The 12,645-nt window shown below is 61.4% G+C and carries 12 protein-coding genes; 4 read left to right on the top strand and 8 right to left on the bottom strand.

Going from position 1 to position 12,645, the window contains the following annotated elements:
* A partial coding sequence (locus AAC071_RS15770) for a hypothetical protein (RefSeq protein WP_339834407.1) occupies window positions 1–891 on the top strand: 891 nt, incomplete at its 5' end.
* On the opposite strand, the gene AAC071_RS15775 is transcribed toward AAC071_RS15770, so the two are convergent.
* Both AAC071_RS15775 and AAC071_RS15780 read right to left on the bottom strand, forming a co-directional pair.
* On the bottom strand, window positions 881–1,837 hold the full coding sequence (locus AAC071_RS15775) for a 50S ribosomal protein L11 methyltransferase (RefSeq protein ID WP_339834409.1): 957 nt from the start codon (window positions 1,835–1,837) through the stop codon (window positions 881–883). The genes AAC071_RS15770 and AAC071_RS15775 overlap by 11 nt on opposite strands.
* A 4-nt stretch (window positions 1,838–1,841) precedes the next feature.
* Window positions 1,842–4,178 (bottom strand): UvrD-helicase domain-containing protein, encoded by a 2,337-nt coding sequence (locus AAC071_RS15780; protein ID WP_339834411.1) that lies wholly within the window; start codon window positions 4,176–4,178, stop codon window positions 1,842–1,844.
* A gap of 191 nt (window positions 4,179–4,369) precedes the next feature.
* Here AAC071_RS15780 and AAC071_RS15785 point away from each other — a divergent pair, with 191 nt between their 5' ends.
* Entirely contained in the window at window positions 4,370–6,145 is a 1,776-nt protein-coding gene (locus tag AAC071_RS15785) for a chloride channel protein (protein ID WP_339834413.1), read from the top strand.
* 16 nt (window positions 6,146–6,161) lie between these two features.
* Here the strand turns inward: AAC071_RS15785 and AAC071_RS15790 are convergent, their stop codons facing one another.
* Entirely contained in the window at window positions 6,162–6,641 is a 480-nt protein-coding gene (locus AAC071_RS15790; RefSeq protein ID WP_339834415.1) for a thioesterase family protein, read from the bottom strand.
* 267 nt (window positions 6,642–6,908) lie between these two features.
* Here AAC071_RS15790 and AAC071_RS15795 point away from each other — a divergent pair, with 267 nt between their 5' ends.
* Together AAC071_RS15795 and AAC071_RS15800 are read left to right on the top strand one after the other, a co-directional pair.
* A complete protein-coding gene (locus AAC071_RS15795) occupies window positions 6,909–8,303 on the top strand; it encodes an FAD-linked oxidase C-terminal domain-containing protein (protein WP_339834418.1) in 1,395 nt (464 codons plus the stop codon).
* A 160-nt stretch (window positions 8,304–8,463) separates the two neighbouring features.
* Window positions 8,464–8,703 (top strand): CsbD family protein, encoded by a 240-nt coding sequence (locus AAC071_RS15800; protein ID WP_339834421.1) that lies wholly within the window; start codon window positions 8,464–8,466, stop codon window positions 8,701–8,703.
* A gap of 231 nt (window positions 8,704–8,934) precedes the next feature.
* Here the strand turns inward: AAC071_RS15800 and AAC071_RS15805 are convergent, their stop codons facing one another.
* The 5 genes from AAC071_RS15805 to AAC071_RS15825 all read right to left on the bottom strand — a co-directional run bounded on the left by AAC071_RS15805 (window position 8,935) and on the right by AAC071_RS15825 (window position 12,628).
* Window positions 8,935–10,071 (bottom strand): ABC transporter permease, encoded by a 1,137-nt coding sequence (locus AAC071_RS15805; RefSeq protein WP_339834424.1) that lies wholly within the window; start codon window positions 10,069–10,071, stop codon window positions 8,935–8,937.
* A 4-nt stretch (window positions 10,072–10,075) separates the two neighbouring features.
* Window positions 10,076–10,849 (bottom strand): ABC transporter ATP-binding protein, encoded by a 774-nt coding sequence (locus AAC071_RS15810; protein WP_339834425.1) that lies wholly within the window; start codon window positions 10,847–10,849, stop codon window positions 10,076–10,078.
* Window positions 10,850–10,852: 3 nt separating this feature from the next.
* On the bottom strand, window positions 10,853–11,671 hold the full coding sequence (locus AAC071_RS15815) for an efflux RND transporter periplasmic adaptor subunit (RefSeq protein ID WP_339834426.1): 819 nt from the start codon (window positions 11,669–11,671) through the stop codon (window positions 10,853–10,855).
* Complete coding sequence (locus AAC071_RS15820; RefSeq protein WP_339834427.1) at window positions 11,672–12,301, bottom strand: TetR/AcrR family transcriptional regulator; 630 nt, start codon at window positions 12,299–12,301, stop codon at window positions 11,672–11,674.
* A gap of 138 nt (window positions 12,302–12,439) precedes the next feature.
* The gene (locus AAC071_RS15825) at window positions 12,440–12,628 is read right to left on the bottom strand and encodes a DUF4169 family protein (protein ID WP_339834429.1); all 189 of its coding nucleotides are present in this window, start codon (window positions 12,626–12,628) and stop codon (window positions 12,440–12,442) included.
* Between the last annotated feature and the right edge of the window lie 17 nt (window positions 12,629–12,645).

Consider the following 12,645-nt stretch of genomic DNA (forward strand, 5'->3'; position numbering starts at 1 on the left):
CCTTCAAGTGACGGACTCTACTCAAATCTGGAGGAAGTTCAGGGGCTCAGGTCAATTTTCGTATTGCTTCGTTACTTTGGCGTGGTCGAAGGAAACGAGTTTTTGGGTCTGAATGTTGACACTTTTATTTCGTTCTCGTTTGTGGGGCTCTGCTACGCGGTCGCGGGCATTTGGTATGCATTTCAAAATTTCCGACCGCAAAAATTCAAAAAGTTACTCTACTATGAGCGAAGCGAGTTTCTTTGGAAATTCTCTGAGGCAGGGGATTTCGACGGGACGTTTACCTACAGATTGCAGAATAATTCTAGTGAAGTTCTTTCACGGTTGCCGCTTGATGGATTTCAGTGGAGTGTGGCCCCTGATCGGAAGCGATTAAGATTTAGAATTATCCCGAAAGAGAACTTAAAGAAATATCGATTCGCTAAACCCACAGCTACAATTCGACTAGCGGGTTGGCTCTATGACAAAATCTTCTCCACCGACACCTACCTTATTGAATGGTCTCCCAGTGTTGTTCCGGATGTGATGCCCGGGGACTCAATTTTGTATGAAGTGAATATTCAAACACTTGAAACGGAGCTAGACGCTTTTACTCCCAAAGGCACGACGCTTGGTTTCCCTACCCGCGTGAAAACTCGAGAGGTGTCGTTGGTGTGTCTGGCGCCCGAAGGACATAGATTTGTATTCATATCTCCAAAGATCGAAGTCGTTGACTTTGATACAGGCGACCGAAGGTTGAATGAAGAGAGTTTGATTGCAGAACCTAATTTGAGTGACGATGGAGGAAGGCTGGAGTGGTTGGTTGAGGACCCATTGCCGGATCGTAGGTATTGGATCAACTACCGATTTGAGAAGAAGGATGGCTATGACGAAGCTTTATTCAATAGTTAGAAATTTTTGAGAACGATGTTGTTATCCATTCATCGGTGTTGTAGCGCCGGATGATTTTCATCCCGAGGCTTCGATAGCGAGATTCAATTCGCCTAAATTGAGTTCGGTCATAACCAGATAGAATCAACGTTCCTCCGTCGGCTATAATGGGCGTCAAACGCGTTGCCGCACTGAGAAGCGAATTGAAGAGGATATTTGCAACTACAACATCAAATTTCTGATGCACGTAAAGTGGTTTATCTATGCTGTGTTGAAATGTTGTAATTTTTCTTGCGACGCCGTTGATTTTGGCGTTTTTGCGTGATGTCGCAACGCAAGACGGATCGATGTCGAATGCCCAGACCTGAACATTGTGTTTCTTTGCTGCAATAATTGACAATACACCACTGCCGCATCCAGCGTCGCATACTCGCTGTTGTCCGTTGTTTTGTCCAAGAGCTTCAAGCAATGCTGCTGCGCTTCCCGCCGTAGTTGCGTGATGTCCGGTCCCAAACGCAGGACCTGCCTCGATGAGAAGGGGAGTTATGTTCGCCGCTGCCGCGGGCGGAGTGTGGGCACCGTGTATTTCGAATGTTCCAATGCGCACCGAGGGCAACAGTTTGAGAGAATGTCGAACCCAATCTATGTTTGGAAGAGTCTCTATCTTTAGGCCTGATGCCTTTGTTCCGATCGATTCCTCTAAGGGGCGCAGCGTTCTTCGAACTTGGGGTAGGTGCAATAGTTGATCGTATATTGCCTCAACCCGCCAAGCCCCTGTAGTGGCAAGCGCTCTTGCAGGATGGACGACCTCGATTGTTGGCGCTGATGAATCTTCTTCGCGCACGGTTACCGCGATAGGAGCAAGACCCGGGGCGTTTTCGAGTTCAGCGACAAAAGCGTCGGCCCATTTGTTCGCAACGGTAAAGCTTACTTGCCAGAGTGGTTGCGATGGCTGGTGTTCATTCATCGTCTCACACCCGTTCCAGGAAACTGTCGATCACTTTCTTCCGGCCGGCCTTGTCGAAATCGACCGTCAGCTTGTTGCCGTCGATCGACAGCACCTCGCCATAGCCGAATTTCTGGTGGAAGACGCGCTCGCCGGTATTGTAGCTCGCGGCCGACGGATCGCTGGTCGCGACCAGTTCGCCATGGCTCTCATAGGCCGGCGGGCGGGTCCGGGCGGCGGCCTCGGCGTTTTCCTTCGCGCGGCGCCAGCCCGGGCTCGAATAATTGCTGTCGCGGGCGAAGTCCTGCGCGAAGCGGCTCTGGCCGTAATTCTGGTAGCTGGCGCCCGCCATCGCGCTTTCGGTCACTTCGACATGGGCCTGCGGCAGTTCGTCGATGAAGCGCGAGGGCAGCGAGGATTGCCACAGCGCATGGATGCGGCGATTGGCGGCGAAGGAGATATAGGCGCGCTGCTTGGCGCGGGTGATGCCGACATAGGCCAGCCGCCGTTCTTCCTCGAGCCCCGCCAGCCCGTTCTCGTCCAGCGAACGCTGATGCGGGAACAGGCCCTCTTCCCAGCCGGGCAGGAACACGGTGTCGAATTCCAGTCCCTTGGCCGCGTGCAACGTCATCAGGTTGATCTTGTCGGCGGTGTCGTTCTGCTCGATCTCCATCACCAGCGAGATATGTTCGAGATAGCCGGCCAGCGTCTCGTGATGCTCCATCGAGCGGATCAGTTCCTTGAGGTTTTCGAGCTTGCCCGGCGCATCGGCCGATTTGTCGTTCTGCCACATCTCGGTATAGCCGGACTCGTCGAGCACGATCTCGGCCAGTTCCGTATGCGGCATGCCGGGCACCAGCGCGCGCCAGCGTTCGACCATCTCGACGAAACCGGCCAGCGCGCGGCGTGCGGCCGGTTTCAGTTCCTCGCTCGTCACCAGCATTTTCGAGGCGCGCAACAGCGAGATGCCTTCGGCGCGGGCGAGGCGATGGATCGTCTGCACGGCGACGTCGCCGAGGCCGCGCCGCGGCTTGTTGACGATGCGCTCGAAGGCGAGATCGTCGTCGCCCTGCGCGATCAGGCGCAGATAGGCATTGGCATCGCGGATTTCGGCGCGCTCGTAGAAGCGCGGTCCGCCGACCACGCGATAGGGAATGCCGAGATTGATGAAGCGGTCTTCGAATTCGCGCATCTGGAACGAGGCGCGCACCAGGATTGCCATGTCGCGCAGCAGATGTCCCTGCCGCTGCAACTGCTCGACCTCTTCGGCGATCGCGCGGGCCTCTTCCTCGCCGTCCCAATAGGAGGCGACCTTGATCCGGTCGCCTTCATTGTCGTTGGCTTCGGTCCAGAGCGTCTTGCCGAGGCGCTGTTCGTTGGCGGCGATCAGGCCGGAGGCGGCACCCAGAATATTGGCCGTCGAGCGGTAATTGCGTTCGAGCCGGATCACTTTCGCACCCGGAAAATCCTTCTCGAAGCGCAGGATGTTGTCGACCTCGGCGCCGCGCCAGCCATAGATCGACTGGTCGTCGTCGCCGACGCAGCAGATGTTCCTGTGCTTCTGGGCCAGCAGGCGCAGCCACAGATATTGCGCGACATTGGTGTCCTGGTATTCGTCGACCAGCATGTATTTGAAGCGTTCCTGCCATTCGGCCAGCACTTCCGGGTGTTCCCGGAAGATGCGCAGCACCTCGAGCAGCAGGTCGCCGAAATCGGCCGCGTTCAGCACCTTCAGCCGCGCCTGATAGGCGGCATAGAGTTCGCCGCCCTTGCCGTTGGCAAAGGCATGGGCCTCGCCGGCCGGAACCTTGTCGGGCGTCAGCCCGCGGTTTTTCCAGCTGTCGATATGGCTGGCGAGCTGGCGCGCCGGCCAGCGTTTCTCGTCGATGCCTTCGGCGACGATGATCTGTTTCATCAGCCGGGTCTGGTCGTCGGCATCGAGAATGGTGAAATCGGAGCGCAGACCGGCGAGTTCGGCATGGCGTCTCAGCATCTTGGCACCCAGCGCATGGAAGGTGCCGAGCCATTGCATGCCTTCGACGGCGCCGCCGATCAGCGCGCCGATCCGATGCTGCATCTCGCGCGCGGCCTTGTTGGTGAAGGTCACGGCGAGAATCTGGTTCGGCCAGGCCTTGCGGGTGGCCAGCAGATGCGCCAGCCGCGTCGTCAGCACCCGCGTCTTGCCGGTGCCGGCGCCCGCCAGCACCAGAACCGGTCCGTCCAGCGTCTCGACCGCCTCGCGCTGCTCGTCGTTCAGCCCCTCGAGATAGGGCGGGCGACGTGCCGCCATCGCCGCCGCGCTGGTCGAGCGCGCCGTCGTTTCTTCGGGGATGTTGCCAAGGTCAAAGGGATCGCTCGTCATCGGGCCTTTATACGCTACGCTTTCGGAATGTCCGGATGGCCGGGATTTGCCGCCGAATCCGCCTCGGCGCCAACATAACATGGGGGGACCGGTGGCGCTGCGCCACGCCGCTTGAGCGCGCCGGCCCTGCATGCTAAACGGAAAGAATTCCTAAGCCCTTGTAAAACAAGGGAAAAGAAGGATGCATCGCCTTGGAGGCCATCGACGATACCCGGCCGGTCAACATGATCGTTCTGTCCCTGCTGGCGCTGCTTGTCGGGTTGGCCACGGGCGTCGGCGCGGTGATTTTCCGCTCCATGATGGTGGGGCTCTACAATCTCTTCTTCTACGGGCAATTGTCGCTCGAGCCGGTATCCGGCGCCACGGGTCCGCTCAGCCCGTTCGGTTTCCTGATCATCCTGGTGCCGGTCGCGGGCGGGCTGGCGGTCGTCTGGATGACGCGCCGCTTTGCGCCCGAAACCCGGGGCGGCGGCATCAATGACGTCATCGATGCCGTCTATCATCGCGAAGGCCGCATCCGCCCGCGCGTGGCGGTGGTCAAGACCCTGTCGGCTGCGCTTTCCATCGGCAGCGGCGCATCGGTCGGCCGCGAAGGGCCCATCGTCCAGATCGGCGCGGCCATCGGCTCGGGCATTGCACAGTTCAGCCGCTTGCCGTCCTGGCAGCGCATCACGCTGCTGGCGGCCGGCGCGTCGGCCGGCATTTCAGCAACCTTCAACACGCCGCTCGGTGCGGTGCTGTTCGCGCTTGAACTGATCCTGCCCGAGATCAGCGCCCGCACCTTCCTGCCCGTCGTCATCGCCACGGGCTCGGCCACCTATGTCGGCCGCGTCGTCTTCGGTTCCTATCCGGCTTTCGTGGTGCCGCAGCTCGATTTCGCCGCCTCCGAGCTCGACCATATCCTCAATCTCGGCTCCTTCGTGGTGCTCGGCCTGCTGGCGGGGCTGGTGGCCTGGAGTTTCATTCGCACGCTGCTTTTCACCGGCGACGTGATGCAGCGCCGCTTTCCCAACGAATACATGCGCGCCGCCGTCGGCATGACCGGCATCGGTCTGGCGCTCTACCTGTTCGGGCATTTCACCGGCCACTACTACATTGTCGGCGGCGGCTACGACGCCATTGCGGCCACGCTGGAGGGCCAGATATCGACCTTCCTGCTTCTGGCCGCGCTCTGTGTCGCCCAGATTCTCGCCACCTCGGTCAGTATCGGCGCCGGCGCTTCCGGCGGCGTCTTTGCGCCGCTGCTGTTTGTCGGCGCGGCGCTTGGCGGCGCCTTCGGTGTCGCGCTTCATTTCATGGGCATCGGTGAGGGCGTTTCGGTCGTCGATTATGCGCTGATCGGCATGGCCGCCGTCGTGGCCGGCGGCACCGGGGCGGTGATGACGGCCATCACCATGAATTTCGAACTGACCCGCGACTACGGCATCATCGTGCCGCTGATCATCGCGGTCGCCATTGCCACGGGCATGCGGCGCGCGCTGATGGCCGACAATGTCTTTACCGCCGATCTGGCGCGCAAGGGCCGGCCGGTGCCGAAGGACCGCTATTCCAATCTCTATCTGGTGCGCAGTGCGCGCGAGGTGATGGACGACGATATCGCGATCATGCCGGCCGATGCCGCCATCGACACGGTTGCCGCAGCGCTGGCCGAGACGCGAATGCCGCATTTCCTGATCCTCGAAGACAAGGGCCGCATCCTGGGCGTCGTGCCGCGCGACCATCTGCGCCGCTTTCCCGGCGGTTCCGGCGGCGCGCCGCAGACCATGCGCGACCTGGCCGTCACCGACACGGTCATCGTGCGCGAGAACAATATTCTCGAAGAGGTCATTCGCCGCATCGGCCGCCGCAATGCGACGCTGGCTCTGGTCGTGCGCGACAAGCCGGGCGTTCCGCGCCCGGAAGACGTGATGGGGATCATCGGCAAGTCGCAGATTGCCGATACCATGCTGCGGACGCAGATGGGCTAGCGCTTCCGCGCATTTTCTATTTCCGCTTGATCCCGATCACGCGGCCGGCCTGTTCCGGGCGCGGCATGCCTTCATGGGCTTTCATCATCGCTGCGATCTTTTCCTGCTGTTCGGCGGGGAAGGGGGAGGCGCGGCGCGATTTCATGTCGACATGGATGCACATCTGCTCCGAGGTCGCGGCCAGATAGCCCTTTTCGGCGTGATACATGTGGCCGAAGACATGGATGCGTTTCGCATCGGCATCGAGCAGTTGATAGGTGACGCGGACCGGATCGCCTTCCTTCAACTCGTCCAGATAGCAGACATGCACTTCCGCCGTGAAGCAGGAGCCCTCGCCCTTCTGCGTATAGTCCCAGCCGATGCCCAGCGCCGAAAAGGCCACATCCAGCGACTCGTCGAAGACCAGATGGTAATAGGCCATGTTCATGTGGCCATTGAGATCGACCCATTGCTTCTCGACCTTGCGGATCGGGCATTCCAGCGGCTGTCCGGTCATTGGGGGTTCCTTTTCTTGTGTTTCTTGGTGGCTGGTTGTGTGTCGGCGTTCGGGACTACCCTCCCCTTTGGGGGAGGGTCGAAATTTGTGGAGCGACAGCGAAACAAATTTCGGGGCGGGGTCGCCGTCGATGCCCAGCCCCCGCCCCGAAAAATTCTGCACTCCGTTTGAATTTTTCGACCCGCCCCCCAGGGGCGGGTGGGGTGAGGCGGCGTGACGACGTGATTTCATGCTAGCCTATCCGCAAGCATGATCAAGGACAGCTCCATGAGCAGAGCGGTGGAAAACGCGGACGGCAAGGCGGCGGCACTCGCCGAACTCGCTGCATTGCTGGGCGACCGTTTCACCACCGCACCGGCGGTGCGCGAGGCGCATGGCCGTGACGAGAGCTGGCATCCGGTCGCTGCGCCCGATGCCGTCGCCTTCGCGCAAACGACGGATGAAGTCGCCGCGATCGTCCGCATCTGCGCGGCGCACGCGCTTCCGGTCATTGCCTTCGGCGCCGGCACCTCGCTCGAAGGTCATGTCTCGGCGGTGCAGGGTGGCCTTTCGCTCGATCTCACGCAGATGAACCGCATCCTCGAAGTCAACGCCAGCGATCTCGATGTCCGCGTCGAGGCCGGCGTCACGCGCAAGGCGCTCAACGAATATCTGCGCGATACAGGTCTCTTCTTCCCGATCGACCCCGGCGCCGACGCGACCATCGGCGGCATGGTGGCGACGCGGGCGTCGGGCACCAATGCGGTGCGCTACGGCACGATGCGCGAAAACGTGCTCGGCCTCACCGCGGTGATGGCCGATGGCGCGATTGTCCGCACCGGCGGCCGGGCGCGCAAATCCTCGGCGGGCTACGACCTGACGCGGCTTCTCGTCGGTTCGGAAGGGACGCTCGGCATCGTCACCGAGGTGACGCTCCGCCTCTACGGCATCCCGGAAGCCGTGCGCTCCGGCGTCGTGCCGTTCGAGAGCATCGAAGGTGCGGTTGACGCCGTCATCGAGACGATCCAGTCCGGGCTTCCGATTGCGCGCATCGAGATTCTCGATCCCTTGTCGATCCGCGCCTGCAACGCCTATTCGAAACTTTCGCTTGCCGAAGTGCCGACGCTCTTTGTCGAGTTTCACGGCACTGAAGCCGCCGTCGCCGAACAGGCCGAACGCTTCGCCGCCATCGCCGCCGAGCATGGCGGCGGCGCAGCCGCATGGGCCTCGAAGCCGGAAGAGCGCACCAGGCTCTGGGAAGCGCGGCACAACGCCTACTACGCGGCGCTGGCCTATGTGCCGGGCAAGAAGGGCATGGTGAGCGATGTCTGCGTGCCGATCTCGCGTCTCGCCGAAGCGATTTCCGGAACGCTGGCCGATCTCGAAACCTCGTTCCTCAAGGCGCCCATTGTCGGCCATGTCGGCGACGGCAATTTCCACATGCTGCTGATGATGGACCCTTCCGATCCGCGCGATCTCGCCGAGGCGACGCGCATCCACGACCGGATGGTCGCCCGCGCGCTGGCGCTGGGCGGCACCTCGACCGGCGAACACGGCATCGGCGAAGGCAAGATCAAGTTCCTCGAAGCGGAGCACGGGGCTGGCGTCGCCGTCATGCGCGCCATCAAACAGGCGCTCGACCCGCAGAACATCCTCAATCCGGGGAAGATATTTTCCGTATAGGGACGAAAATACGCTTTTTTCCGGCCATCTTGCCGAAATGTGACGAGATTGCCTCATTCCTGCCGCGCTCACGGCAAGGTTCTGCTGTCTGGTGACACTCACGAAATGCGGTGCGGCGTTCTGCCGTCCCGTTCCATTCCTCTCACCACGGAGAAACGACATGGACAAGGACCGCATCAAGGGAACCGCGAAACAGGCAACCGGCGCCGTCAAGGAAGCGGTCGGCAAGCTGGTCGGCGACGAGAAGCTCGCCGCCGAAGGCAAGGTCGACAAGGCCGAAGGCAAGGTGCAGAGCACCTATGGCGACGCGAAGGACAAGGCGCGCGATGCCGTCAGCGACGTCAAGGACAAGGCCAGCGAGGTCAAGGACAAGGCGCGCGACGCCGTCAGCGGCAACTGATTTTCGTCTGCCGCGTGAGCGTGGGGCCGTCTCCTCCGGGAGGCGGCCCCGCTCCGTTTCAGAACGCCGGTTCGATTCGGTTTGGGGGTCCGCGGCAGGGGTGGGGACAAGTTTTTTTCATTTGTCACCGAAGCGGGGACAAACCCGCGCATAAACCCGGGGACAAGTTTCTTCCCGGACCTTTTGTGACAGTTTTTTGACAGTTCGATGACAGAGGGGGGGTAAGGGCTGTCAATCGAGCGTCTGGCGATAGCGGTTGAGTGCCACAAGCGACACCGCGACGAGGAAGGCCGTCAGCGCCGCGAAGTCGACGGCAATCTCGGCAAAACCGTTTCCCTTCAACAGGATGCCGCGCACGATGCGCAGGAAATGCGTGATCGGCAGCACCTCGCCGATCCATTGCGCCCATTGCGGCATGCCGCGAAAGGGAAACATGAAACCCGACAGCAGGATCGATGGCAGGAAAAAGAAGATCGTCATCTGCACCGCCTGCAACTGATTGCGCGCCGGCGTCGAGAAAGTGAAGCCGACGGCGAGATTGGCGGCAATGAAAACCAGCAGCACGGTCGACAGAAGCCAGAGGCTGCCGCTCATTGGTACACTGAACAACCAGTAGGCGGCGGCCAGAATGACGGCGGTCTGGACATAGCCGACGGCGATATAGGGCAGGATCTTTCCAACCATCACCTCTACCGGACGTACCGGCATGGTCAGCAGGTTTTCCATCGTGCCGCGCTCGACTTCGCGCGTCATCGCAAGCGCGGTGAAGATGATCATCGTCATGGTCAGGATCACGCCGATCAATCCCGGCACGATGTTGATCTGCGAACGCCCTTCGGCATTGTAACGGCGATGAATGACGAGATCGACCGGCGGCGGGTCCTGCTTCAATTGCATCAGCGGTCCGGCGAGGTCGCGATCGAACACGGTTGCAGCCAGAAGCTGAAGTCCGGTGACGGCGTTGCCGGTGGCCGACGGATCGGTGGCGTCGGCATCGAGCAGAAGTTGCGGCCGCACGCCGCGTTCGAGATCGCGGGTGAAGTCCGGCGGTATCTCGATCACGAACTGCACGGCGCCGCTGCGCAGCAATCGGTCGGCCTCGGCGGGCGTAGCGGGCTTGGCGACGACATCGAAATAGGTCGAGTTCTCGATACCGGCGACAAGGCTGCGTGTGAAAACCGAATGGTCCTGCGCGAGGATTGCGGTTGCCAGATGGCGCGGATCGGAATTGATCGCATAGCCGAACAGCACCAGCTGCATCACCGGCACCCCCAGCATCATCGCGAAGGTCAGCCGGTCGCGTCGCATCTGGATGAATTCCTTGCGGATCATTGCGCCGAGCCGTCTGAACGAGAAGCTGCCGGCCATCGTGTCACCCGGCCTTTCTGGTCGCGAAATTGTCGGTGACGTCGCGCATCAGATACACGAAGACGTCTTCGAGGGTCGGCGCCGCCTTGAGCTTGCGCAGCCCCGACTGATCGATCACCTCGTCCACTGTGCCGCGTGCCAGCAGCTTGCCATAGGCGAGATAACAGATCTTGTGGCAGCGCTCGGCTTCGTCCATGTAGTGCGTGCTGACGAGGACGGTCAGGCCGGCGGCCGCCAGGTCGTGAATTTCATCCCAGAATTCGCGGCGCGCTTTCGGATCGACGCCGGCCGTCGGCTCGTCGAGCAGCAGCAGTTTCGGCTTGTGCATGATCGCCGCGGCCAGCGCCAGGCGCTGCTTCCATCCGCCCGAGAGATTTCCGGCGAGTTGATTTGCGCGGTCGGCGAGATTGAGTTTCCCGAGCGTTTCCCTGACGACCCTTTTTGCATCGCGGATGCCGTAGATCGAGGCGACGAATTCGAGGTTCTCGCGGATCGACAGATCCTCATAAAGGCTGAAGCGCTGCGTCATGTAGCCGGTTTCGCGCTTGATCCTGTCGCTCTCGGTCAGAATGTCGTAGCCGAGGCAGGTGCCCTGACCGCTGTCGGGCGTCAGCAAGCCGCAGAGCAGGCGGATCGTCGTCGTCTTGCCGCTGCCATTGGGACCGAGAAAGCCGTAGATCTCGCCCTGCGCAACCTGCATGTCGAAGCCGTCGACGACCTTCGTTCCGCCGAAACTTTTCGTCAGCCTGCGGACGTCGATCGCAAGAGGGGCGCTCATGGCTCAGCTTCCTTCCAGCGTCCCGCCGGTGAGACGTACCGTGACCGGCTGTCCGGGATGCAGGGCCTCCGGATCGGCGTCCGGCACGGCTTCGACCATGTAGACGAGCTTTTCCTTCGACTGCTCGCTGTAGATGACGGGTGGCGTGAACTCGGCCTGTGTCGAGACGAAGCGGATGGTGCCGGTGAGGTCTGCGGGGCAGCCGCTGCAGGCGAAGTCGAGCTTGTCGCCGATACGGAGGCGGCCGAGTTCGGCTTCCGGCACGAAGAAGCGGACCTTGATGTTCTCCGGTGGCAGCAGCGACACGATCGGCTGGCTGGCGGTCGCGAACTCGCCCTCGCGGAAGAGTACGTCCTGGACGATGGCGGCGGTCGGCGCATGGCCCGCGCGCCGCGCCAGGCGCCATTTGGCCTGATCATGTGCGGCGGCCGCCGCCAGCATCTGCGCGCCGGCGCGATCGCGGCGGGCGCGCGAGGTGTCGAGTGCTGCCTGTGCGACATTGCCGCCGGCGCGCAGCGCCTCCATGCGCTTCAATTCGCGCTGCGTGTCGTCGAGCGTGGTTCTGGCCTCGGCGAGTTGTGCGGCGGCCTGCTTCTCGGCGGCGGTTTCGGCGGTTATGTCGAGGCGGAAGAGCAGGGCGCCCTTCTCGACGCGATCGCCGCGATCGACTGCAATGGTTTCGATCCGTCCGCCATCGATCGGACCTACACGCACATATTCGCCCTCGGCGTAACCGGCCCAGCTGCCGTCAGGCAGTTCATCGCAGCCGGTAAGAAGGAGCGCGGCCACGCTCGCGAACAGGAGGGAATGGAGGCGCACCATCTACGCCTCCCTGTCCGCGGCGAGGCCGCGCGTGACAAAGTCTGCATGGGCTGTAAGGAAGCTTTTCGGGTCGAGGCCTTCGATTGCACCGAAGGTTTCGCGGGCCAGCGTATTGAGGATGATCGGAAAGATGATGCTCTGCGCGGCCGCCTGCGGGTCGCATTTGCGGAACTCGCCGCGTGCGATACCGCGTTCGACGATGCGCGCGAAATTCTTCAGCCCGCGCTTGACGATGTTGTCGCGGTAGTAGTTGCGGATTTCGGGAAAGTTGCCGCTTTCGGCGAGCACGATCTTCACCAGCGCGGGGATGCGCGTCGTGGTGGCGACTTCCCCGATCCGGCCGATCATGAAGGTGAGCAGGTCGGCGCTCGGGCCCTCATGGGTTTCGATCATGTTTTCGATCTCGTCGAAACGCGGTGTCACCAGTTCGCGAACGAGGGCGGTGAAGAGTTGTTCCTTGTTCTCGAAATAGAGATAGATCGTGGCCTTGCTGACGCCGGCGGCGTCGGCCACGTCGTCAAGCCGCGTTGCCGCGAATCCCTTTTCCGAGAACAGGTCCAGCGCGGCCGCCATGATCTCGGCGGGCCGGGCTTCCTTTCGACGTTGACGCTTGGGCGTTGCGGCCATCATGCCGTCTCTCCGAACATCTCTAGTGTAATAACTGACTAGTCAGTAAGTAATTTGGGCGGGGCGAATTGTCAACACGCGCCCGGATATTTTTCTAACTGTATGAAATCGTTCTGAGTTTTTGATTTGCAGGTGTCGCGCTCAGTCAGGCTTATCCGGTTCTTTGGAGGGCGTCTCGCGCCGGCTGCCGTCCAGCGTCTTCTCCATGCGGGCCCGTTCCAGCTTGTCGCGCTTCTTTTCGGCGCCCGTGCGGCCGAAGCGTATGCGATTGGCGGCTGCGCGGGCTTCCTTTTCGGATTTCGCCGCCCGCTTGGCTGCGTCGCGCGACATTTTCCGGAACCCGGCGA

The sequence above is a fragment of the uncultured Parvibaculum sp. genome (assembly GCF_963975745.1).
Classification (GTDB): domain Bacteria; phylum Pseudomonadota; class Alphaproteobacteria; order Parvibaculales; family Parvibaculaceae; genus Parvibaculum.